Here is a 20,002-nt window from a genome sequence, read left to right on the forward strand (position 1 = left end):
GACCAGGAGGTGGAGACTTCCACGGCGGTCGCGCCATCGGGTGCGGGACCCGGACCAGCTGCCGCCCGGAGACCCGACGCCCTCATGGGGTGGCTGCCTTCGCTCAACAGGCCGAAGTGCCTTGGTGGAAGTACATGCGCCACCCAGTGTCCGTCAGACGCCACAGGGAACTTCGCCATGTTCGGCGTCCGCTGTTCTCAGCGAAGTACGTCAGGTGAACGACGCCCGGAGCAAGCAGGACTCCTGACATCTCGCTGACCTCGACCGGCGACTCAGGGTCCACCGAACCGGCACTCGTCACGGTGAGGATCGATGTCGCGTCCCACCGGCGGCCGGATGCCCCGAACTCGATGAAGTCCGGGTCCAGCAGCTCCGAGACGAGGACCGGCGAAGCGCGCACCTCAGGGTCGAGAAGGTGCAGCTCCGCCTCCATGGCGGCTTGAACAGCCCGCTCACTTTCATCTGCCATGCCGGCACCCTACGGAGGCCGCTCATCGCGTCACAGCGACTTCTTCCGTGCGGGTGCTGCCACAGCAGTGCGGAAGGCCTTGGCCAGGCCGGGGGCCGATCGGGCATCGGCGGTCAGCGCGTGGACGACGTGGCCGGCGGGAGTCTCGCCCGCCACGCGAGGCTGTCAGTCCTCGTCCATAGGATCACCACATGTCTGATGCCTTCACCGTCCTGTGGACCCATGACACGTGCCGTGCCCTGCGCAAGGAGGGTCGCGTGGGCGAGCGGCCGCCGGTCGCCTTCAGCGGCGTCCATTCCTCCCTGCCCGCCTGGTCGGGTGCCCGTGCAGGGGACGAGGTGTACGCGCTGCATGTCAACCGGTGCGTCGTGTTCGTGGTGAGCCGGATGCGGGTGATCGACATGGAGCGGCGCGACTGCTGCGGCGCCGGCCCCGCGACGTGGCAGGATCCGGCCTTTCCCGGGCACGGCGACTGGTCGATGCTCGGCGCCGACGGCTGCGGCGCCGCGGCGGTGCATGTGGACGCGACGCCCGTACGCTTCGACACGCCGATCCCCGGCGATCTTCTGTCGAGGCTTGAATGGCGTAATCGCCGAGGCCGGACGCGCAGTCTCAAATACATGGTGGACGGGCGTCTCGAACGCTCGGTCAGCCTTCAGGGGTTCTACCGTCTGACCTCCGAGTCCGCTGCCGAGTTGGCGGAGGTCGTCGCCAACGCCTGATCAACACGCTCCCGTGTCACGGCGGACAGCCGAGCATCGAAGTGGTCGGCGAGGACATCACCACTCCCGAGCAGTCCATCGCCGCGCCGACGACGATGAGGAGCGCGCCGTCACGTCCACCAGCGCGCCCGGCGCCCGCCGGCCGAAGACTTCCGCCGGGCCGGACTTCGATGTCCTGCGCGCCGTCCCGCCGTCCGTACCCGACTGAACCAACGGGCGGGCACAACATCGGCCTCCGCGAACCGTTGTGGCCGTGCAGGCCGGCGCCGGGAGGGTTCTGACCACCGAGCGACGCACCATCCTCGAGATGATGGCGAAAGGCACCTACGGCTGGATCCTGCTGGCCACCAAAGACCTCGACGGCACCTTCGAGCGGCTGCAGGCCGGCGACGCCGACGTCGTCCAAGAGCCGACCGAGCAGCCCTACGGCGTACGCGACTGCGCCGTCCGCGACCTGCGGGCAACCTGATCCGCATCCAGGAACTGCGCTGAGCAGCCCGGCGATCGCAGCCGTGAATGACAGGTGACGGGAGGCCGATCTCAGGCGCATCTCGACGAGGGGTCCTTGGCGCTCCGGCGCATCTCCATCGAGGAGTCCCGGTGGACGGCCTCGCGTCGGCCAGCAGTCCTTGGTGTGCGTACGTCGTGACGTCCTCGCCCAGCGGATTCGACTGCTGGGCGCGGCGACCGCAGCCATGCCGGCAGTCCCTGTGCCGTGACTCGCATCGGTGCTGCTGCGCGGCACTCACAGGGGCCCCGCCCGGTCGTGGCACTGCCGGGCCGCGGCCGGGGAGTCGCCATGGACGGCGTCGACCGGTGCGGCCTGGCCGGACCCGTCGGCCGGAGCAGGTCAACAGACGTGAAACGTCGGTGACGTTGTCCGATACGTTGATCTCGGTGACGAGTCGGTCCCGGTCGAGGTCCCTGATCAGGACCTCGAACGTCCCCTCGTCAGCAGAGCGAACCGTCCGTCGGGGGAGAGACCGACGTCCTCGTAGCGCTCGTTGCTCGACGGCCCCGAGACGGTTCCTCAGCGCCGTCGACTCGCCCCCGCCCCGCGGCGCCGGTGGTAGGAGACGGTGACGGCGGCGAGCAGGGGGCCCCAGAGGACCAGGGGTTGGTAGAGGATGCCGACGATGAGGTTGCCGATGTCGGTCATGTCATCGTGCGGGTACGTCCACCACCACGGGATGTTGGCCCACATGGCGGTCAGAGCCATCGCACCGAGCGCGGCGGGGACGACGGCGGCCATCGGGCGGACCGCGCGCCCGCCGATGACGGGTATCCACCGGGGGACGATCTCGCCCCATGGTTTCACCAGGCCGACGGTCAGGAAGGCGAGCAGTTCGCAGACGATACTGAGCGTCAGCATCCAGACCTTCGTGCCCAGCGACTGGAATTGCGTGAAGCCTTCGTGGGTGTAGCCGGCCGGACAGCCGAGGACCAGGGCGATGCGCCACAGCCCGCTGGGCAGTACGACGAGTGTGGTCAGATGTGCCGCCCACACCGCCCAGCGGGGCGGAAGTGTTCGGATGCCGGCCGGTGCGTCTTTTTCCTGAGTGCGCATGCGGCTCACTGTGCCGCGCTGGCCACCGTATTCCGTCAGCCTGTACGCCCGACCTGGGTGGTTCCGGGGGACGGTGCTTGGACGGGAGACTCCGCCGTGCGGCTGGCGCCCCGTCCTCCTACAGGTGTCGCAGGGCCGGCACGGTCTCGTCGGGCACCGGTTCGCCGGACTGCGGAAGGCCGCTCGCGTGGTGCAGCGGTACGACTGGGTGGTCCGGGGTCACCGCCGCCGTGCCCCACCCCAGCACCGGCGGAGTGGTGTCACCGTCAACTCCGTGCTATCCGGCCCCACCCACACCGAAGGCATCGAGGAGTACATCACGGCCCTCATCCCCGAGGCGGAGTCTTTCGTCGCTGCGCAGCGCGAGTTCATCGCCCGCTTCCGCCCGACGTCCCTGATCCAGCGGCCGATCCAGCCCTCCGAGGTCGCCGACCTCATCCTCTTCACCAGCTCCGACCGGGCCTCGGCCACTACAGGCGCGGCACTGAAGGTCGAAGGAAGCACCCTCACTTCCCTCACCCCGTGACGCGCAACGGGACACCCGGCGGGGCCGTCCCCCGGCCCCGCCAGGGGGCGTTGCGGCACAGGGAATCGCCCGGCTCGAGCGGCCGGGGTGCGGTGACCGGCGAGGTCGCAAGCGGAGGATGACCAGGGCAGTGTCATCGGTGTTGCCGGCCGGTGGAAGGAGTTCTGCCAGCAGGGTGTCGGCGAGTGTGTCGGCATCGGCTTGCCCGTGGCGGGTGAGGCAGTCGGCGAGCCGCTGAAGGCCGGTGTCGATGGCTTCGCGGCGGCGTTCGATGAGTCCGTCGGTGTAGAGGACGAGCGTGGCGCCCTCGGTAAAGGTGGTTTCGGGGTGCTGCTGTGACAGTCGATGACAGCATGGACAGCGGTGGTGGACTCGGCGCCGTCGAGGTCTCGGGCGTAGAGGCCGAGCCTGTCGAGTGCGGCCGCCGGGCCGTCGGCCACGCGTACGGCTGCGCTGAGTGCACTGCGGAGCTGTCCCATGACGCCGGCCGCGTGCAGGCCGTGGCCGACGACGTCGCCGACGGCGACCGCGATGCGGTCCTCGGGCAGTTCGGCCAGGTCGTACCAGTCGCCGCACACGTTCAGGGAGCCGACCGCGGGCCGGTAGCGCACCGCTGCCCTGCGGTGGCCGAGCGGTCTGGGCGCGGGCAGCATCGCGGCCTGCAAGATCAGGGCGACTTCACGTTCGCGGGCGGGGGCCTCGACGTCGTAACGCTGCAACGCCATGGCGTCGGGCTCTCCGGTGGCCGCCACGCGCAGCAGCGACGCCTGAAGGTTGCGCATGCCGGTCGCATGGGGGTCGTTGGGGTTGTCGGGGAAGACATCGAAAAGGTAGCGGCCGACCACTTGGTCACGGGTGCGCCCCGACATCTGCAGCAACCTGTCGTTGGCATCCGCGTACACCAGGTCAGTGGTGAGCAGGGCCACCGCGCCCGGCAGCGCCTGGAAGACCGCCTCGTAATCGATCCGTGGTTGCTTCACGACGACTTTCGTCTCCTTGCATGCCTCGGACCAGGCAAAGCCGCCACAGGCCGCCCGGCTAAAAGATGCCCGACGCAGGAGCACTTGTCTCCGGCCGCCCGTGCACCTATCGCGGAACACGGGCAGCCGGCGCCCCTGCCCTGGGGCGAAGTGAAGCGTTCAGGGAAGCAGCTCGTCGAGAGCGGCACGGCCTTTCTCCGCAAGGCGGCGCTGCGCCCATTCCAGGTTCTTCGGCGTGATCTCACGGCCCGAGGCGAGAACCACGTCCTCTGCGGTCACCTCTCCCTCGGAGCCGGCATGGAGATGGCTGTCGGGCGTCACTCCGCCCCAGGTGGTGTCGGCATTCATGGTGCCTCCCTGGTCCGTTCCAGGCGTCCTCTGCGGTCTCCGTCGCAGACAGGTACGCCAGGCCCATACTCATGCTCGCCCGCGAGGGCCATATGGGCCAACGGGGCTGATGACCGAGCAATGCAGCCGGACGCCGGGCGATCGTCGGGTGGTCCGATTCGCTCCGGCTGCACGCGCGCAGTGGCGCCGAGAAGCGGGCGCCATGCCGCTCCGGCCGGTGTCCGGCCGCGTCAAGGATCTTCACCAGCACCGACCGAAAATGCACCAGCTCACACGAGGCGCAGCGGTCCCTCGTCGTTGCGCACGCCATGCAATGCCACGACCGTGCGTCCGGATCGAGTCGGCCCTTGTGAATTTCGATGTCGCCGGTTATATAAATGACATCGAAAAGAGCGGACCGCGACGGCGATGTGACATGAGGAGGGATGATCCGGTGCTGCTGCGTAGCGAGTCATTCCGTGAGGTCACACAGCTCAGCGAAATGCTCAACCGAGTCCATGCCTTCATGAAGCACCGGGCACGGTACATTCCGCGGCCGCACAGCACGGAGGCGTGGACGGACGTGGAACATGACCACCGGGTCCCCGCCGGTTTCGGCAGTCCAGTGCCCGGCCTCGGATAGGACCGAGAGCGGGATTCTCGGACAGGGATCGAGAGCGGGATTTCCGTTCGTGTATCCCGAGCTCGGGAAGGCCAAGCCACCTATAGGCGGATAAGGATGTGCGGCCTTTCCTGTGGGAGGTGAGGGCAGTGCCGACACAGGGACCCGAGAGTCACTATGCGGTGCTGGGGGTGTCGCCGGCAGCGTCGGCGGAGCAGATCACGACCGCGTTCCGAAGCCTCGTGCGGACACTGCACCCTGATGCCCGTCCCGGTGATCTCCCGGGCAGCAGGGAGCGGTTGGATCTTGTGCTGGCGGCGTACGACGTCCTGCGTGATCCACAGCGGCGCGCGGCGTACGACGCGGCGCGCACCGCCACGGCGCCTCGCCCCGTGCGTGCAGGACCGCCGCGCTTCGAGCGGGAGGAACCGGCGGCGTACGCCTATCAGGTGGTGGTGGTCATCGGTCCCCAGCCGTGGCCCCCGCTGCGGGGCGCCACCGTGCGGGCGGGGCCCGTCCGGGTGCAGCCGCTCACCGGGTAGATCTCGCTCCCGTCGGTCGGGGGTTCGACCTACGGGGCGCGTGACGCCCACCGTGCTCCGCCATGCGTCGGCGCGGCACTCGTCGTGAGGGAAGCAGTCGTCGGGAATCCGTGCGAGGGAGGCCATGATGGCGCGGGTGGTGGTGGAGAGCGGCGATCTCGTCGTCCGGCTGTCCTGGTGGGAGAAGGCTGCCGCACGCCGGCGGGAGGTGCGGGTCCCCGTCTCGGCACTGCGGTTTGTGTACATCGAGCCCGACTGGTGGCGGGCGCTGCGGGGGGAGTGCGGCACGGGCGCCTGGGTGCCCGCGCGGCTGTGCGTCGGTATCCGGCACCACCCCGCGGGGCAGGACTTCGTCGCGATCAGGACCGAGGGGCCGGTGCTGTGCATCGAGCTGCGCCGCTGGGCGCCTTTCAGCCGCCTGGCGCTCTCCGACCCCCGCCCCGAGGAGACGGCGAACATGCTGCGCCCCCTTGTGCCTCGGGATCTGCTTCGTCCCGTGCAGGGGCCCGTGCAGCCGGGAGCCTTCCCACCTTCGGAGGCGGGCAGGACACCTCCGTCGGGGCAGCGGGCTGCCCGGATTCGGCTCGCCGGTAGGCGACGGCACCGCTCGGTTGATCACTGAGGTCATGACACACCCTGGCGCTGCCTGCTGGGTCGCCAACCGCGCCTGCCGGCACCGAAACTCCCGTGAGCGGCCGGGTTCAGTGTCGGACCCCAGTCGGCGTCTCCCGGGCCGCGGGGGGCCGGCCGCGGAGCCGCAGGACGTGTGATGCGTTGGGGCGACAGTCTCCGGCGTGTCGACGCGCGTCTTCCGGGCCGGGGTACGTCGGTGGAAGCGGTCCTGCGTGCGCGACGCGTCGAGGACGCTCCAGGAGGATGCCCGGATGTGTCTGCTTGCTGTCCGGTCATCTGGCTTCGATCAAGGTGCCACGCACTTTCATGCCCGTATCTATTTACTTCGCCGCGCGGGAGTGCGTAACATCCATGAAAACCACAGGTTCGGTCACGGAAACGGATCCAAAACAACATGCACTTGGTGGCGCCGGCAGATGGCGGAGCCGTTCTGCGCGGTCGCACGGCGGCTTCGTCGTTCCGTGCGGCACCCGGTCGCCGTCTGCCGAGCCGAACACTCCCGCAGCTACCCGAAGTGGACGAGTCCCTCGGCGCTGCCGGGCAACAAACCAGGTCATCCCGGGTACAACGCCGTGCCCTCCCGTTGACCCGACGCACCTCACCGGACACCCCGTCCCCGCAACCTCTTGTAGGAGGGCCACCCATGCCTCAGCGCACAGTCGTCATCGGTTCGCGCTCCGGACTGCACGCCCGCCCGGCGTCCCTCTTCGTCCAGGCCGCATCCCGACAGCCGGTCAAGGTGACCGTGGGCCGGGAGGGACAGCCTCCGGTCGACGCGCGCAGCCTGCTGTCCGTGCTCGCCCTCGGAGCCGAGCACGGCGACCTTCTCGTCCTGGCCGCAGAAGGCGACGGCGCCGACGCCGCGATCGACGAGCTGGCCGCGCTCGTCGGCTCCGACCTCGACGCCAAGGAGCAGCAGTGACGCGAGCGGCCGACGTGACGCCCGTGCTGATGCGCGGCATCCGTGTCGGAGGCGGCACCGCCTGTGGACCGGTCTCCCGCATGGCGCCCCCGCCCGCCCTGCCCGAACCGCGCCGGGTCGAGTCGGCCGACGCTCCCGCAGAGGCCGCCGCGGCCCGCGCCGCTCTGGCCGATGTCGCGGCAGACCTCGAGCGGCGCGCCGCGTCCGTGGCCGGTGAGGCGGCCGAGGTCCTGTCCGCGCAGGCGATGATGGCGTCGGACCCGTCCCTCGCCGACCGAATGGAGTCGCTGGTCTGCGAAGGCAGAGATGCAGCCCATGCGCTGGACGCCGCGTTCCAGGGGTTCCGGGCTTCGCTGCTGGCGGCCGGCGGCTATTTCGCCGAACGGGCTGCCGACCTTGACGACCTGCGCAACCGCGCGGTGGCACGAGTCCTCGGGCTGCCCATGCCGGGCCTCCCCGACCCCGGCCATCCTCACGTCCTGGTCGCCGACGACCTCGCGCCTGCCGATACCGCCCTCCTCGACCCGGCGCAGGTTCTCGCCCTCGTCACCGAGCAGGGTGGGCCGACCAGCCACACAGCCATCCTGGCCAAGATCCTCGGGCTGCCCGCCGTTGTCGGCTGCGCAGATGCCGCCGCGCTCACGGACGGACGGCTGGTGCTGGTGGACGGCGCCGCCGGGACGGTGGTGGCGGACCCGGAACCGGACGCTGTTGCCGAGGCGACCGCGCGAGAGGAACACCGCCGGCGCAACGCGGCACGTGTCAGCGGGCCGGGCCGTACGGCGGACGGTCATGCGGTGAAGCTGCTGGTGAACCTGGGCGCCCTCTCCGAACTTCCAGCGGCCGCGGAGGCCGACAGCGAGGGCGTGGGGCTCTTCCGTACGGAGTTCCTCTACCTGGACCGCGCCCAGGCGCCCACCGCGGAGGAACAGACCCTTGCCTACCGCAAGGTCTTCGAAGCGTTCGCCGGGCGCCGTGTCGTCGTACGCACGCTGGACGCCGGAGCCGACAAGCCGCTGCCGTTCGTCACCGCTCCCGACGAGCCCAACCCGGCGCTGGGCGTCCGCGGACTGCGCACCGCGCGCCGCGATCCCCAGCTGCTGGCGGCGCAGCTGGCCGCCATCGCCGCGGCGGCCGAGGACACCACGGCCGATGTATGGGTCATGGCGCCCATGGTGTCCCTGCCGGCCGAAGCGGCGGATTTCACCGCCCTGGCCAGGTCGCATGGACTGCGCACGGTCGGTGCCATGGTGGAGGTGCCCGCGGCAGCCCTGCGCGCCCGGACCCTTGCGCGGAGCTGCGACTTCTTCAGCATCGGCACCAACGACCTGGCCCAGTACGCCTTCGCTGCCGACCGCATGCTCGGCAGTCTGGCCGAGTTCCTCGACCCGTGGCAGCCCGCCCTGCTCGACCTGGTGCGCAGCACTGCCGAGGCGGGTGCCGCGAACGGCCGTCCCGTCGGGGTGTGCGGGGAGGCGGCATCCGATCCGCTGCTGGCCCTGGTTCTGGTCGGACTGGGCGTCACCAGCCTGTCGGCTGCCCCCGGCTGCCTGGCCGACGTCCGCGCGGCGCTGGCGGCCCACAGCCTCGACGAGTGCCGTCGCCTTGCCTCGATCGCCCTCGAGGCAGCAGATGCACAGGAGGCGTGCGCAGCGGTGCGGGCGTCCGTATCCGCCGCTCATGGCACGGCGTGAGTCCGCTGTCGCAGCCGTGCGTCGGCGATCGGTCCTCGTCGTGTCAGGCAGCAGGCCGCACACGAGGATCGTGGCGCCATCGATGCGGCTGGAGCGGTAGGGCGCGGTCGGCCTCCGTGCCCTCCCCGACGGGGAAGGCGTGAGCTGGGTCGCAAGATTCGGTCCTGGGTTGTCCGGGCGCGGCACGGAGTCTGTGTCCGGACGGCCGGGATCTGTGAGCGACGGGAGTGTCGCTCTTCCCGTCAGGCCGCCCCGTGTGCACCACGGAGGCGCGCGCTTCCACGGAGGTCGGCGCCCCCATGGGCGCAGCCGAATGCCGAAACGGGACAGCGACGCGGGGAGGTCGGGCTTGCGGGCAGTGGTCTGATCAATCGAAATACGATTCGAGCGTGCCGCGACGCCGGATATCGAGCGTTGCGCAGTGGAATGATCCGCCGAACGGCGCGTAGTGCATCAGGTCGCACGGGATCGGCTCGAACCCCCACTTCTCCAGCGCGCGCAGCATATTGGTGTGGTGGCGCTCGGCGATCACCCGTTTTTCGTCGATTATGAGAACGTTCATGCTGAGCCATTTGCCGCACATCGAGGTGATCTTGAGCATGCGCTCGTCGATCCGGTCGGGCTCCGGGGCGATCAGGATGTCCCACGAGCTCAGGACGTCGGGCAGGCGGTCGACGTCGATGTAATCAGGATTGACGAGTGCTTTGCCAGGCGAGAGCAGCGAGAGCGTCGTGTCGATGTGCATGGGCGTGCGGCAGCGGCTCTCGATCTCATGGATGCGATACCCGGGTCCGAGATGCCGGCGCAGCCAGTCGATGCCCATGCGGTTGGTGACATTGCTCCGCGTAACGAACAGGTCGCGTCCCGCGCGCACGAAATCCGCCGCGTCGAACACCGGCTCGAACTCGGTGAGGATGTAGCGCATGGGCTCGCCGACCTCGGGGATACGGAAATCCGCCTCGAACAGTGCGTCGGTGAGCTGCGGCTTCGGTGCCGCCGTCCAGCGCGCGCCGCGCCGGAAGTATTCCTTGAGGATCGCGCGATACGAGTGGGTCTCGAAATACCGGCACGGCCATGCCATCGGGGTCTCGATGATCTCGTCGCCGACCACGAGCATGCTGTCACGCGGACAGGTGTTGCAAAAACCGCGCGACGTCCAGTCGGGGGTGCCGAAGCGTTGCCTGTGGTCGACCGCGTCCGGGCGCCTGACCGTGATGCCGAGCGACTGAAGGAGGCTGACGAACTGGTCGAGCTCTTGCTGCGCCCGCTCGATCAGCATGCGCGGATATTTGAAGCCGGCGGCAAGCCCCTGCAACCGCGCCGCCCATGGTGGGATGTTGCAGCCCACGACCGGATGCTTGGAGGGAATCGTCGCGCCGTCGAGGCGCCCGACAATGATCTCCTCCAGCGGATCCCACTCGTTGTGTGAATTGACCGGTGAAACCAATGGTTCCGCAGGGGTAGATGCCGTGGCTGATGACGCCGACATCACGTGTGGTCCGGCCGAGGTATGGGCATCGTCGTCTGCCGTCGTCGGAATCCCGGGCCTGCGCGCTACCGCCATGGTCAACCGCTTTCACTCGCGGAAGTCGGTAGCTCACTATATCCAAACTGCCTTGGTCAAAAGCGTGTCCCAGCAGCTGGATGAGACCGATCGGGCGATCCCTGCCACCAGCACGCTGAGGTCCCGCAAAGTGCGACTGGTCGAGAACCGGGGCCTCGGCTCGGTAGCCGGCGCTTACATGACCAGTTCAACGCGGCTGCTGGCCGCTTCCGCCGGCCGGAGTTGCTGTTGCCGGCGTCGGACGTGGCGGAACGGCTCCGGCATCCGGTCCACCGGGGGCCGGTTCCTCAGCCGTACTGGCTGAAGAGCGCCTGAAGATACTCCTCCAGGCGCTGGGCCAGAATGGCCGGTGTCAGGTCGACTCGGCCGAGTTCCCGCCACGGCGCGGCGACCTTCTCAGCGTCCGGGGCGAAGGCGAGGGCGTCCAGTAGCCGCCAGTACAGGTGATCGGCCGGGTCGCCGCTGAGCGTGCCGCCGGCTGCGACGTAGTGATCCGCCAACCGCAGCCGGCGGGCACGCCGTGCAGCAGGGCCATCGCGGTGGAGCAGTGGGCCACGTCCAGGTCGGCAGGGCCCCAGGAGGTTTCGACCCAGTCGACGATCCCGGTGATCACCAGGTGGGCTCCGTGTCCGGCGAACAGCACGTTGCCGGGATGGAAGTCACGGTGCAGGAAGCAAGACCGGTGGACAGGAGACTCACGACGGATGGTGTCCACAGCGCGCCGCCACAGCTCTGGCCGCGCGGTGCCCTCAGGAATCTGCACCCGCTCGGGACTCGTCCACGCCTGATACGTACGCGGCCGGGCCCGTTCCGGCACATTCAGCCCGTGGATGGCGACCAACTGCCGGGCGAGAAGCTGACTCTGTCGCTCGAGGTCGTCGTCCAACCGCACGCTTCCCGGCAGCAGAGACATCAGCAGCGAAGGGTGGCATCGTCCGCACGGTGCCCCGTCTTCGGCGGCCGAGCCGTTCGTGCCCTCGGAAAAACATGCGTGCGTACGGGATCTCGGCCGTGCCAGGATGGCGTCGGGAAGCGAGGTCTCGTGGACGAGTTGACGCGATTCCGCCTGGCGCTGGTCGCGTGGGCGGGCGGCGGAGCGGATGCGGCCGCCGCGGTGGCGCGGGAACTGGCCGGCGGTGTGCGGACGATCGTGCTCGTCGAGGGGAGCAGTGATCAGGTCGCGCTCGAAGCGCTGGCCACGCGCTACGGCCGCGACCTCGGCGCGGAGGGCGTCGCGGCAGTACCGCTCGCAGGCGCGACGAACATCGGGCGCTTCCTGGACGTGTGCGGTCCTGCGGGGCTCGACCTCCCGCTGGCCGGCCTCTGCGACATCGGCGAGGAGCGGCATTTCCGGCGTCATCTGGAGCGGGTCGGGCTCGGGGCGGGTCTTACGCACGCCGGACTGGAGACACTCGGGTTCCACGTGTGCGTTGCCGACCTGGAGGACGAGCTGATCCGCGCTCTCGGGGCCGAGGCCGTGCAGCAGGTGATCGAGGCCCAGGGCGAGATGCGCCCCTTCCACACCTTCCAGGGCCAGCCGGCACAGCGGGAACGGCCCGTGGAGCACCAACTGCGGCGCTTCATGGGCACGCACAGCGGTCGCAAGGCGCTCTACGCGCAAGCGCTGGTCACGCACCTGGACCTCGAACACGTTCCCCGGCCGCTGGAGCGCCTCCTCGCGCACGTCTGACACGGCAGTCATGCGCATCAATGTGCCACCGGCGACGCCACCGCACATATCGACGCTTGCGGGCTCCGGCGTCAAGGGCCTCTTGGTGATCGGGTCCGACTGCACCGAGGAGGTCAATCCGTTCATCCTCCGACGGGTATCAATGGCCAGGCCCCGTGGCGGGCCGCCCAGTTGGAGGCGGCAGAGAGGGCGGCTGCCACGATCTGCCGGGTGCACGGTTGAACACCGTCGACACGTCGTGCGCCCGCCTGCAGCCTGCCGGATGAGGGCGGCAGCCTCGTTTCACGGCCGGTGCGACGGCTTGCTGGGTGCCGGGAAAAGTTCTTCGGGATGGCCGTCACATCTGCGCGCGCCAGTGCGTCAGTGCTGTGAAGACGCCAACCAGGCCGATGCGAAGGAGAACAGCCATGACGCACACCTCCGTCTCCCGGATGCCGAACCCGGCCGAGTTCGTGCCTGAGCTGAACGACGTCAGCGCCGCCCTCTTCCGGGCGACGGGCAACCGCTCGGTGCCTCGCACCACGATGAACCTTGTCCACCTCCGCGCGGGACAGATCGTCGGCAACACCTACCTGACCATCCTGAACACCGGCTTCCTGCGCAAGGCCGGGGAGTCCGAGGAGCGCATCACCGCCGTCTCCTCCTGGCAGGACGCCCCGTACTTCACCGACGCCGAGCGCGCAGGACTACCTCGACTACGTCACCAACCGCGTCATGCCCGACGCCGGGATCCGCGAGGCCCTGGAGAAGCTGTGGTCAGCCTCCGCGTTCATGGGAACGAGCACGACCGAGGAGAAGCTGCGCGCGACCGCCGAGGCGCTGGGCTGCGGTGAGGGCACCTCCCGTGCCGAAGGCTACGGGGGAGCGTGTTGCATCGGCCTTCCAGCGGCGGTGAAGAACCTGAACGACAAGGCATTCATGATCGTCGTGCAGGACTTCCAGGACCCCTACACCCTCAACGTCAAGCAGCTCATGAAGTGCTGCGTCGAGGAGATCACCCCCGACGGACGGCTCATCCCGTTCTGCGCCTACAACTCCGTCGGCTACCGCGAACAGGTCCGCGCGCAGATGTCGGGCGTGCCGGTCGTGGACGTGGTGCCCAACGCGCTGCCGCTCGCCGACCGGCTCACCACGACGCCGCACGGCTCCAAGGCCGTCCGCACCGAGGTAGGGGAGGGGGCGTGAACGGCGACGAGGTCAAAGCCTGCTGTGCCGACGCCTACGCGAAGGACGTCGTCGCCCTGCTGCTCGGCGACTCCCACCACCCCGGCGGCACCGCCCTGACCCGCCGCCTCGCCGACCAGCTCACCCTGACACCCGGTGCCCGGGTTCTGGACGTGGCCTCCGGGCGGGGCACCACCGCACTCCTGCTCGCCGACGCCTACCAGGTGCGGGTGGACGGGGTGGACTACTCACCGGCCAACACCGCCCTCGCCCAGGGCGCGGCTCAGGCGGCCGGACGTGCCGAGCAGGCCGTCTTCACCACCGGCGACGCCGAACACCTGCCCTACCCAGATGGAACGTTCGACGCGGTGGTGTGCGAGTGCGCCCTGTGCACCTTCCCCGACAAGCACCAGGCCGCCGCCGAATTCGCCCGGGTCCTGGGGCCTGGCTGCCGGGTGGGCATCACCGACGTCGTCGCCGACCCCGACCGCCTCCCACCGGAGTTGACCGGCCTCGCAGCCCGGATCGCATGCATCGCCGACGCCCGCCCCCTGGAGGAGTACGCCGCCGTCCTGGCCGCCGCCGGACTGCGCACCCTGTCCACCGAACTCCACGATGCGGCCCTGCTCCGCATGATCGACCAGATCGAGGCCCGGCTGAACCTGCTGCGCATCACGGCCCCGGCCTGCCTCGCCGACTCCGGTGTGGACCTCACGGCGGCCCCGGCCGTCCTGGCCTCAGCCCGTGCCGCCGTCGCGGACGGCGCACTCGGCTACGCGCTGTTGACCGCCGTGAAATCACTCTGACGGCCCACCAGGCTACCCCCGGGTACGCAAGCGGCCTCACACACCTGTCCCCGCCCTCGGTCCTAGCGTCAGCCACGAGATCAGGACATCGGCACAAGGAGGACGATCATCATGGCCACCACCGTGCCCGTATCGCCGAAAGCCGCCGCGATCCCCGTCCACGCCGTGCGGGGCGCCGCGGCCGAGCTGGTCGGCGGCATCGGCATGGGCATCTGGATGTCGGTGTTCCGGGCCCATGACGGACACCGCGATGATCACCATGGTCGCCGGGCTCCTCGGCTCCGCCAACGCCTTCGCCGGCTGGCTGATCCACCTCGCCCGGGGCCGCATCACCGTCCTCAATGCCGACCGGCTCGCCGACCACGCCGGCTGACGTCACCGAACCGTAAGCACCCACAACCCCCGGCACGTGCGGGCGCCCCGCGTCGGTTGATCGCGGGGCGCCGGCGCGGGGCAGGGGTCAGGCGGGGGTGACGTTTTCGGCCTGGGGGCCCTTCGGCCCTTGGACGACCTCGAACTGCACTTTCTGCCCCTCGGTGAGCTCGCGGAATCCGGTCGTGGCGATGGCCGAGTAGTGGACGAATACGTCCGGGCCGCCGCTGTCCTGGGCGATGAAGCCGAAGCCCTTCTCCGGGTTGAACCACTTCACCGTGCCGGTAGCCATCGTGCTTGTTCTCCTTCGTGCGGACACGGGACAAGACCCGCGTCGGGCGTGCGAAGCGATCGTCACGGCTGCCAGGCGTTCTGAGCGGCCGACACGCCCACACGCATGAGTGATCGTTTCGTCTGGCCGGCGAGCAGCAGCGGCCCGGGACGGCGGGCCGGTCGAACGCCGGACGGAGGGTGTCATGACCGCCTCGGCGGCTGGATCCACCCCAGGGACCGCTCGACGGCTCGTTGCCAGCAGTCGTATTCGCGCTCCCGCCGTTCGGAATCCATGGCCGGCAGCCACTGGGCGGCCCGGTGCCAGTTGCGGCGCAGGACCTCCATGTCCGGCCAGTAGCCGGCCGCGAGGCCGGCGGCGTAGGCGGCGCCGAGCGAGACCGTCTCGGCGACCATGGGCCGTACCACGGGAACGTCGAGCACGTCGGCGAGGAACTGCATGAGCAGGTTGTCGGAGGTCATGCCGCCGTCCACCTTGAGCTGCTTCAGGGCGAGCGCGGAATCGGCGTTCATGGCGTCGACGACCTCCCGTGTCTGCCAGCCGGTGGCCTCCAGGACGGCTCGGGCCAAGTGGCCCTTCGTGATGTACGAGGTGAGGCCGACGATGACGCCGCGGGCGTCGCTTCTCCAATGGGGTGCGAACAGACCGGAGAACGCGGGGACGATGTAGCAGCCGCCGTTGTCCTCGACGGTGCGTGCCAGGGTCTCGATCTCGGGTGCGGTGCTGATCAGACCCAGTCGGTCGCGGAACCACTGGACCAGCGAGCCGGTGACGGCGATCGGCCCCTCCAGGGCGTAGACCGCCGGCTGCTCAGCGATCTTGTATGCGACGGTGGTGAGGAGCCCGTGCCGGGACCGGACGACGTCGGAGCCGGTGTTCATCAGCAGGAAGCTGCCGGTCCCGTAGGTGCACTTCGCCTCGCCTGGCGAGAAGCAGGTCTGCCCGAACAAGGCCGCCTGCTGATCGCCGAGGGCGGCCGTGATCCGGATCCCCGGGAGCACGGAGCGGGCCTCGCCGTAGCACTCGGCCGAGGGACGGATCTCCGGCAGCATCTGACGCGGGACTCCGAAGAACTCCATGAGCTCGCCGTCCCAGGTCAGCTTCCGCATGTCGATGAGCATGGTGCGGCTGGCGTTGGTGGCGTCGGTGATGTGCAGGCCGCCGGCCGTTCCACCCGTGAGGTTCCAGATCAGCCAGCTCTCCATCGTGCCGAACAGCACCTCGCCGTCCCTGGCACGCTGCTCCAGCTCGTCGACGTGATCGAACAACCAGCGGATCCGGGGCGCGGAGAAGTAGGTCGAGGGAGGCAGGCAGCAGCGTTCGAGGAAGAACTCGTCCCCGGGCCGGTTTCTCAGCTCGTCGACGAGCGGAGCGGTGCGGGTGTCCTGCCAGACGATGGCCTTCCCCAGCGGCGCACCGGTCCGCCGGTCCCAGAGCACGGTCGTCTCCCGCTGGTTGGCTATCCCGATGGCGGCGATCTGCCCGGCCTCCACGCCGGCGTGGGACAGTGCCTCGGGCACCACCCGCTGCAGGTTGCGCCAGATCTCGACAGCATCGTGCTCGACCCATCCGGGCTGGGGAAAGTACTGGCGATGCTCTCGCTGGGCGACCGACACCAGCCGCCCGCTGTGGTCGAACAGGATGCACCGAGTGGAGGTGGTGCCCTGGTCGATGGACATCACATACCGTGCAACCATGATCGGGCCTGCCTTCCGATGTTTCGCGGAGCCGCAGGTGCCTACCAGCGGGCCGCGCCCAGGTCTCTGGAGATCGCCCGTGCGGCCTCCCGGAGCAAGGTGATCAGCGCCGATTGGGGCCGTCCTCCCGTGTCGCAGATCCGCTCGACCGGGCCGGATACGCCGAGCGCGCCCACCACGAGACCGCCGTGCCCCCGGATCGGCGTGGCGATTCCTGCGTCACCCATGCTCATTTCCTGCACCTCGGAGCCCCAGCCGAGCTCTCGGATCTCCCCCAGCGCCCGGTTGAGGTCCTCGGGGAGCACCAGGGTGTGCCGGGTGTAGGCCTCCAGTCCGGCCTTCAGCAACGGCTCGACGGGCGCGGCCCCGAAGGCCAGCAGGACCTTGCCGAGCGAGGAGGCGTGAAGCGGCAGCAGCGCACCCACGTCCAGGGTCTGGAGGGTGTCGTCCGGCCGGAAGACGTGGTGGACGATGAGCACCTTCCCCTCCAGGGGTGTGCCCAGGCGGACGGCCTCCCCGCTGCGGGCGGCCAGGGCGTCGGCCCAGTTGAGGGAGCGCGACCGCAACTCGTTGACGTCGAGGTAGCTGGTACCGAGATGGAGCAGAGCCGCTCCGAGCTGGTATTTTCCCGTGGCCGCGTCCTGCTCCACGAAATCCACGTGCTGCAGGGTGCGCAGAATGCCATGGGCGGTGCCTTTGGCCAGTCCGAGCGAGGACGCCACCTCACCCAGTCCCAGCCTGCGGGGACCGGTGGCGAGCAGACGCAGGATCGCCGCCGCCCGTTCTATGGACTGGACCGGGCCGACCATAGAACGATCATAGTCCGAGTCTTCGACTCAGGACCTCCGTTCGGCAATGCCGACCTCCGTTCATTGACCGACCGTCCCTCCCTCCCTAGCGTTTTTCATCACGCCCGGCGACCTGCCGGCAGCGCTCCCGGAGGAGGAGGGCCATGACAGTGGCACAGCTCAGTGCAGAGCTTCCCGAAGACGTCACGTACGTCTTTCCGCTGCCACACGCCCCCAGGGCCGCCTCGGTCGTGCGTCGGGGCGTGCGCGCGGTCCTCACCGACTGGCACCTGTCCGCGGACGTCGCCGAGGACGTACTTCTGCTGGCCTCGGAGCTGCTCACCAATGCGATCATCCACGCCCTGCCCCCGGCGACGCTGCGGATGTCGCAGGTCCTGGTGGACGGGCTCAAAGCCGTACACGTCGAGGTGACGGACGCGGGACCTGCGGCTCCGGCCGACCCGTCGGCATCCGGGCTCGACCCGGACGAGCACGGCCGAGGCATCGGAATCGTCATGGCGCTGTCGGCCAGGCATGGCGTGCGAGAGTGTGCCGACGGGACCAGTTGGTGGGCAGACGTGGTCGTGAGATGAAATGACGAAGACACGACAGGCTCTGCCAGAGACACAAGGCGCCATCGCTGACAGTTTCGCCATCGAGGGTATGGGCCACACCTTGCCCACGGCACTGAACGACTGCCTGGCCGACGAGATCCTGCACCGCACGGGGCTGGACCCGCGCAGGATAGGCATCCAAGGGAACGGTGTCCGGGGTTCTGTCGCTGTCTCATGACCTGCCGGACGGAATCCGCCTCACGGGTTCGGGCCGAACCGTAAACCCGACGGACAGTGTGCCCGCCGGACTGCGTCGCGCAGTGCCGGCTGACCTTGGCCGGCGTGAGGGGCGGCGGCTCAAGCGTGCTCGAACACCGGGGCCATCACCTCGGCCAGACGCCGCTTGAGAGCGTCGTGGTGCGGGAGCACCACCGGTGCCGCGTCGCGTGACCGCCGTACGCCGAGGTCGGCCAGGAGATACAGCGTGCGCAACGTGCGCAGGCAGTTGGCGGCGTACGCGGGCAGCGGGCCGGAGGGGAGGCCTCCGAAGCCGTTCTCGACGGTGTCCAGCCAGGCGAGGGCCTGGCGCTCGTCGACTTCGGGGCGGGTCAGGACGAGCGCCATCGCCTGCGCAAGGCGGTCGTCCTCCTGTTGCGCGAAAACGTAGTCGTTCCTGGCCAAGAGGCGTTCCGCTGCCACGGAGATCATGTCCGCGGGCCGCACGGCCGCGTGGGTGCCGAAGCTGCCCAGCAGGTCGGCGCCAGCCAGATCACCGTCCGCAGTAACCGCTACTCGGTGCCGGTCAGGCAAGCCGGCTGACGAGACACGGCCGCAGAGACCGTTGCCTGCTGCCGATTGAGCACCTCCAAGACGCGGTCGCGGAGAAGCTCGTACTCCTGCCGGAGCCTGCGCCATTCGGTCACGGGCGGGCGGGCAATCGCGATGCCTCCGGTGACGATCTCCTCCGGCCCGAACTGCTCGCGGGTGAGGTCGATCTCAATGCCCATGCCCAGGCGGTTCCACCAGTGGTAGTCCACACGCTCTCCGTTGACGTGGACCTCTCCCCGGATCAACTCACCTCCCAGCAGGTCATTGAGCACCATGGCGGTCACCCCGCACTGATCCCGGGCCGGATTGTCCTTGGTCCAGCGCGATCGGAACTCGGGCGTGCACGTCTCGGCGCTCCAACTGCTGCGAACGGCTCGTTCGATGTCGGTGAGATGCAGCGGTGTCATGCCGGGTGATTCTGCCAGGAGGCACTGACAACGGATCAGCCCCTTCCGCCACTCCCTGCCTCATCAGCAGTCAACGGTGGTGTACCTCGTCGCGGGCTCAGTGCCGGTGCCGGCGTCCTTCGCAGGGATCTTCCACAGGGCGACCCCACCGTACTGGTCCTCGATGATGATCAACCCGCCCTGCGAGGGCACGTTGAAGTCGGTGATGGCCTTGTACTCCTGGTTGGGCTCGGTCTCGGCATAGGGCGTGTAGCCGTCGATGCAGCCCTGCCACGGGGCGTCCGAGTAACCCGCTGTCTCGGCGCTGTCCCCGTTCTTCTCCCACCTGATGAAGTTGTCGGTGACGTCCCCGAGCCGACCGCCGGTCTCGGACGTCATGGTGAAGGAAGCGGCCAAGGCGTACTTGCCGGGCAGTGAAAGTGTCTTGTCCTTGGCGAAGGCGTCCCGGTAGGCAACACCGGTGAGGGTCACCTGCATGGTGCGCCCCGTGTCATCGCGAAGGGTCACCGTGTCACCGATCGTCCGCGCCGAATCCCCATCGTCGTCCGCGGGGTGTTCTACGCTCCGCGTATCCGTCGACTTGGGCGCACCTTGGCCGACGGGCTGCTCGGCCTCGGCTCCGCATGCCGAGATAGCCACGGCTATGGCCAGTACGACCGCGGCGGTTGTCTTCTTCGTGGACATCGGTGAGTCATCCCCCTCTACCTACGTGGTGGGGGGCCCGGAAAAGCACCTGTCGGCTCCCCCTCCACCCGACACCGTGTCGCTCGCACGTTACCAAGCGTTGCCTGACGTCCTTGCCACGGTCCCTGATGGGCCGTCACGTCGGGTGCCGG

Annotated in this window: 25 protein-coding genes and 3 pseudogenes; 13 read left to right on the top strand and 15 right to left on the bottom strand. The window is 69.2% G+C overall.

What is annotated here, in order from left to right; all coding sequences use genetic code 11:
- Positions 1 to 103: 103 nt before the first annotated feature.
- Positions 104 to 469 (bottom strand): DUF4440 domain-containing protein, encoded by a 366-nt coding sequence (locus tag QFZ82_RS36965; protein ID WP_307717283.1) that lies wholly within the window; start codon positions 467 to 469, stop codon positions 104 to 106.
- A 30-nt stretch (positions 470 to 499) separates the two neighbouring features.
- Positions 500 to 625, bottom strand: a complete 126-nt coding sequence (locus QFZ82_RS36970; RefSeq protein ID WP_307717284.1) for a hypothetical protein — start codon at positions 623 to 625, stop codon at positions 500 to 502.
- 35 nt (positions 626 to 660) lie between these two features.
- Here QFZ82_RS36970 and QFZ82_RS36975 point away from each other — a divergent pair, with 35 nt between their 5' ends.
- Both QFZ82_RS36975 and QFZ82_RS36980 read left to right on the top strand, forming a co-directional pair.
- Positions 661 to 1,191, top strand: coding sequence for a hypothetical protein (locus QFZ82_RS36975; RefSeq protein WP_307717285.1), 531 nt, complete (start codon positions 661 to 663; stop codon positions 1,189 to 1,191).
- A gap of 283 nt (positions 1,192 to 1,474) precedes the next feature.
- A pseudogene (locus tag QFZ82_RS36980) lies at positions 1,475 to 1,683 on the top strand (VOC family protein); the annotation flags it as partial.
- 538 nt (positions 1,684 to 2,221) lie between these two features.
- On the opposite strand, the gene QFZ82_RS36985 reads toward QFZ82_RS36980, so the two are convergent.
- Entirely contained in the window at positions 2,222 to 2,758 is a 537-nt protein-coding gene (locus QFZ82_RS36985) for a hypothetical protein (RefSeq protein WP_307717286.1), read from the bottom strand.
- On the opposite strand from QFZ82_RS36985, the gene QFZ82_RS39890 reads away from it, so the two are divergent.
- Positions 2,757 to 3,284: an SDR family oxidoreductase gene (locus QFZ82_RS39890; protein ID WP_373429378.1), complete on the top strand. Its 528-nt coding sequence runs from the start codon at positions 2,757 to 2,759 to the stop codon at positions 3,282 to 3,284. The two genes, QFZ82_RS36985 and QFZ82_RS39890, sit on opposite strands and share 2 nt — an antisense overlap.
- A 108-nt stretch (positions 3,285 to 3,392) precedes the next feature.
- Here the strand turns inward: QFZ82_RS39890 and QFZ82_RS36990 are convergent.
- Both QFZ82_RS36990 and QFZ82_RS36995 read right to left on the bottom strand, forming a co-directional pair.
- A pseudogene (locus QFZ82_RS36990) lies at positions 3,393 to 4,264 on the bottom strand (SpoIIE family protein phosphatase); the annotation flags it as partial.
- 159 nt (positions 4,265 to 4,423) lie between these two features.
- Positions 4,424 to 4,612 carry a hypothetical protein gene (locus QFZ82_RS36995; protein WP_307717287.1) on the bottom strand — a complete coding sequence of 63 codons (189 nt, stop codon included), beginning with the start codon at positions 4,610 to 4,612 and terminating at the stop codon, positions 4,424 to 4,426.
- Positions 4,613 to 5,362: 750 nt separating this feature from the next.
- Between QFZ82_RS36995 and QFZ82_RS37000 the strand changes: the two genes are divergently transcribed.
- The 4 genes from QFZ82_RS37000 (at position 5,363) to ptsP (ending at position 9,004) form a co-directional block, all read left to right on the top strand.
- Positions 5,363 to 5,755: a J domain-containing protein gene (locus QFZ82_RS37000; protein WP_307717288.1), complete on the top strand. Its 393-nt coding sequence runs from the start codon at positions 5,363 to 5,365 to the stop codon at positions 5,753 to 5,755.
- Between the two features lie 124 nt (positions 5,756 to 5,879).
- Complete coding sequence (locus QFZ82_RS37005; protein WP_307717289.1) at positions 5,880 to 6,377, top strand: hypothetical protein; 498 nt, start codon at positions 5,880 to 5,882, stop codon at positions 6,375 to 6,377.
- Positions 6,378 to 7,031: 654 nt separating this feature from the next.
- Complete coding sequence (locus QFZ82_RS37010) at positions 7,032 to 7,310, top strand: HPr family phosphocarrier protein (RefSeq protein ID WP_307717290.1); 279 nt, start codon at positions 7,032 to 7,034, stop codon at positions 7,308 to 7,310.
- A 29-nt stretch (positions 7,311 to 7,339) separates the two neighbouring features.
- Positions 7,340 to 9,004: a phosphoenolpyruvate--protein phosphotransferase gene (gene ptsP, locus QFZ82_RS37015; RefSeq protein WP_373429463.1), complete on the top strand. Its 1,665-nt coding sequence runs from the start codon at positions 7,340 to 7,342 to the stop codon at positions 9,002 to 9,004.
- Positions 9,005 to 9,371: 367 nt separating this feature from the next.
- Here the strand turns inward: ptsP and QFZ82_RS37020 are convergent, their stop codons facing one another.
- On the bottom strand, positions 9,372 to 10,493 hold the full coding sequence (locus QFZ82_RS37020; protein WP_307717962.1) for an amidinotransferase: 1,122 nt from the start codon (positions 10,491 to 10,493) through the stop codon (positions 9,372 to 9,374).
- 362 nt (positions 10,494 to 10,855) lie between these two features.
- Positions 10,856 to 11,670 (bottom strand): annotated as a pseudogene (locus QFZ82_RS37025) (phosphotransferase family protein).
- Here QFZ82_RS37025 and QFZ82_RS37030 point away from each other — a divergent pair.
- Positions 11,611 to 12,258 (top strand): TOPRIM nucleotidyl transferase/hydrolase domain-containing protein, encoded by a 648-nt coding sequence (locus QFZ82_RS37030; RefSeq protein WP_307717963.1) that lies wholly within the window; start codon positions 11,611 to 11,613, stop codon positions 12,256 to 12,258. The pseudogene QFZ82_RS37025 and the gene QFZ82_RS37030 overlap by 60 nt on opposite strands.
- 337 nt (positions 12,259 to 12,595) lie before the next feature.
- Here the strand turns inward: QFZ82_RS37030 and QFZ82_RS37035 are convergent, their stop codons facing one another.
- The gene (locus QFZ82_RS37035; protein ID WP_307718002.1) at positions 12,596 to 12,781 is read right to left on the bottom strand and encodes a hypothetical protein; all 186 of its coding nucleotides are present in this window, start codon (positions 12,779 to 12,781) and stop codon (positions 12,596 to 12,598) included.
- Here QFZ82_RS37035 and QFZ82_RS39895 point away from each other — a divergent pair.
- From QFZ82_RS39895 to QFZ82_RS37050, 3 genes are read left to right on the top strand one after another with little or no spacing between them, the layout of a single operon-like run.
- Positions 12,690 to 13,091 carry a carboxymuconolactone decarboxylase family protein gene (locus QFZ82_RS39895; RefSeq protein WP_373429464.1) on the top strand — a complete coding sequence of 134 codons (402 nt, stop codon included), beginning with the start codon at positions 12,690 to 12,692 and terminating at the stop codon, positions 13,089 to 13,091. The genes QFZ82_RS37035 and QFZ82_RS39895 overlap by 92 nt on opposite strands.
- Positions 12,973 to 13,443, top strand: a complete 471-nt coding sequence (locus QFZ82_RS37045; RefSeq protein ID WP_307717292.1) for a hypothetical protein — start codon at positions 12,973 to 12,975, stop codon at positions 13,441 to 13,443. Before QFZ82_RS39895 ends, QFZ82_RS37045 begins: the two co-directional genes overlap by 119 nt.
- Positions 13,440 to 14,228: a class I SAM-dependent methyltransferase gene (locus QFZ82_RS37050; protein ID WP_307717293.1), complete on the top strand. Its 789-nt coding sequence runs from the start codon at positions 13,440 to 13,442 to the stop codon at positions 14,226 to 14,228. Before QFZ82_RS37045 ends, QFZ82_RS37050 begins: the two co-directional genes overlap by 4 nt.
- A gap of 80 nt (positions 14,229 to 14,308) precedes the next feature.
- On the opposite strand, the gene QFZ82_RS37055 is transcribed toward QFZ82_RS37050, so the two are convergent.
- Positions 14,309 to 14,434 carry a hypothetical protein gene (locus QFZ82_RS37055; RefSeq protein ID WP_307717294.1) on the bottom strand — a complete coding sequence of 42 codons (126 nt, stop codon included), beginning with the start codon at positions 14,432 to 14,434 and terminating at the stop codon, positions 14,309 to 14,311.
- Between the two features lie 29 nt (positions 14,435 to 14,463).
- On the opposite strand from QFZ82_RS37055, the gene QFZ82_RS37060 reads away from it, so the two are divergent.
- Positions 14,464 to 14,601 (top strand): hypothetical protein, encoded by a 138-nt coding sequence (locus QFZ82_RS37060; RefSeq protein WP_307717295.1) that lies wholly within the window; start codon positions 14,464 to 14,466, stop codon positions 14,599 to 14,601.
- 87 nt (positions 14,602 to 14,688) lie between these two features.
- Here the strand turns inward: QFZ82_RS37060 and QFZ82_RS37065 are convergent, their stop codons facing one another.
- The 3 genes from QFZ82_RS37065 to QFZ82_RS37075 form a co-directional block, all read right to left on the bottom strand.
- Positions 14,689 to 14,892: a cold-shock protein gene (locus QFZ82_RS37065; RefSeq protein WP_256356487.1), complete on the bottom strand. Its 204-nt coding sequence runs from the start codon at positions 14,890 to 14,892 to the stop codon at positions 14,689 to 14,691.
- A gap of 182 nt (positions 14,893 to 15,074) precedes the next feature.
- Positions 15,075 to 16,589 carry a glycerol kinase GlpK gene (glpK, locus tag QFZ82_RS37070; RefSeq protein ID WP_307717296.1) on the bottom strand — a complete coding sequence of 505 codons (1,515 nt, stop codon included), beginning with the start codon at positions 16,587 to 16,589 and terminating at the stop codon, positions 15,075 to 15,077.
- A 41-nt stretch (positions 16,590 to 16,630) separates the two neighbouring features.
- Entirely contained in the window at positions 16,631 to 17,398 is a 768-nt protein-coding gene (locus QFZ82_RS37075; protein WP_307717297.1) for an IclR family transcriptional regulator, read from the bottom strand.
- Between the two features lie 143 nt (positions 17,399 to 17,541).
- Here QFZ82_RS37075 and QFZ82_RS37080 point away from each other — a divergent pair, with 143 nt between their 5' ends.
- Positions 17,542 to 17,970, top strand: a complete 429-nt coding sequence (locus QFZ82_RS37080) for an ATP-binding protein (RefSeq protein ID WP_307717298.1) — start codon at positions 17,542 to 17,544, stop codon at positions 17,968 to 17,970.
- Between the two features lie 318 nt (positions 17,971 to 18,288).
- Here QFZ82_RS37080 and QFZ82_RS37085 read toward each other — a convergent pair whose 3' ends face one another.
- The 3 genes from QFZ82_RS37085 to QFZ82_RS37095 form a co-directional block, all read right to left on the bottom strand.
- On the bottom strand, positions 18,289 to 18,741 hold the full coding sequence (locus QFZ82_RS37085) for a DUF2785 domain-containing protein (RefSeq protein WP_307717299.1): 453 nt from the start codon (positions 18,739 to 18,741) through the stop codon (positions 18,289 to 18,291).
- Entirely contained in the window at positions 18,720 to 19,166 is a 447-nt protein-coding gene (locus QFZ82_RS37090) for a hypothetical protein (protein WP_307717300.1), read from the bottom strand. Before QFZ82_RS37090 ends, QFZ82_RS37085 begins: the two co-directional genes overlap by 22 nt.
- Before the next feature lie 63 nt (positions 19,167 to 19,229).
- Complete coding sequence (locus QFZ82_RS37095) at positions 19,230 to 19,850, bottom strand: hypothetical protein (RefSeq protein ID WP_307717301.1); 621 nt, start codon at positions 19,848 to 19,850, stop codon at positions 19,230 to 19,232.
- Positions 19,851 to 20,002 lie beyond the last annotated feature (152 nt).

The sequence above is a fragment of the Streptomyces sp. V4I23 genome (genome assembly GCF_030817975.1).
Lineage (GTDB): Bacteria > Actinomycetota > Actinomycetes > Streptomycetales > Streptomycetaceae > Streptomyces.

Coding starts and splice junctions, on each gene's coding strand:
- QFZ82_RS36995 (WP_307717287.1), bottom strand. CDS start 4,612: ATGAATGCCGACACCACCTGGGGCGGAGTGACGCCCGACAGCCATCTC.
- QFZ82_RS37065 (WP_256356487.1), bottom strand. CDS start 14,892: ATGGCTACCGGCACGGTGAAGTGGTTCAACCCGGAGAAGGGCTTCGGC.
- QFZ82_RS37020 (WP_307717962.1), bottom strand. CDS start 10,493: ATGTCGGCGTCATCAGCCACGGCATCTACCCCTGCGGAACCATTGGTT.
- QFZ82_RS37090 (WP_307717300.1), bottom strand. CDS start 19,166: ATGACACCGCTGCATCTCACCGACATCGAACGAGCCGTTCGCAGCAGT.
- QFZ82_RS37010 (WP_307717290.1), top strand. CDS start 7,032: ATGCCTCAGCGCACAGTCGTCATCGGTTCGCGCTCCGGACTGCACGCC.
- QFZ82_RS37055 (WP_307717294.1), bottom strand. CDS start 14,434: ATGCCGATGCCGCCGACCAGCTCGGCCGCGGCGCCCCGCACGGCGTGG.
- QFZ82_RS39890 (WP_373429378.1), top strand. CDS start 2,757: ATGCGGCTCACTGTGCCGCGCTGGCCACCGTATTCCGTCAGCCTGTAC.
- QFZ82_RS37075 (WP_307717297.1), bottom strand. CDS start 17,398: ATGGTCGGCCCGGTCCAGTCCATAGAACGGGCGGCGGCGATCCTGCGT.
- QFZ82_RS39895 (WP_373429464.1), top strand. CDS start 12,690: ATGCCGAACCCGGCCGAGTTCGTGCCTGAGCTGAACGACGTCAGCGCC.
- QFZ82_RS37095 (WP_307717301.1), bottom strand. CDS start 19,850: ATGTCCACGAAGAAGACAACCGCCGCGGTCGTACTGGCCATAGCCGTG.
- QFZ82_RS36965 (WP_307717283.1), bottom strand. CDS start 469: ATGGCAGATGAAAGTGAGCGGGCTGTTCAAGCCGCCATGGAGGCGGAG.
- ptsP (WP_373429463.1), top strand. CDS start 7,340: ATGCGCGGCATCCGTGTCGGAGGCGGCACCGCCTGTGGACCGGTCTCC.
- QFZ82_RS37060 (WP_307717295.1), top strand. CDS start 14,464: ATGACGGACACCGCGATGATCACCATGGTCGCCGGGCTCCTCGGCTCC.
- QFZ82_RS37080 (WP_307717298.1), top strand. CDS start 17,542: ATGACAGTGGCACAGCTCAGTGCAGAGCTTCCCGAAGACGTCACGTAC.
- glpK (WP_307717296.1), bottom strand. CDS start 16,589: ATGGTTGCACGGTATGTGATGTCCATCGACCAGGGCACCACCTCCACT.
- QFZ82_RS37005 (WP_307717289.1), top strand. CDS start 5,880: ATGATGGCGCGGGTGGTGGTGGAGAGCGGCGATCTCGTCGTCCGGCTG.
- QFZ82_RS36985 (WP_307717286.1), bottom strand. CDS start 2,758: ATGCGCACTCAGGAAAAAGACGCACCGGCCGGCATCCGAACACTTCCG.
- QFZ82_RS37045 (WP_307717292.1), top strand. CDS start 12,973: ATGCCCGACGCCGGGATCCGCGAGGCCCTGGAGAAGCTGTGGTCAGCC.
- QFZ82_RS36975 (WP_307717285.1), top strand. CDS start 661: ATGTCTGATGCCTTCACCGTCCTGTGGACCCATGACACGTGCCGTGCC.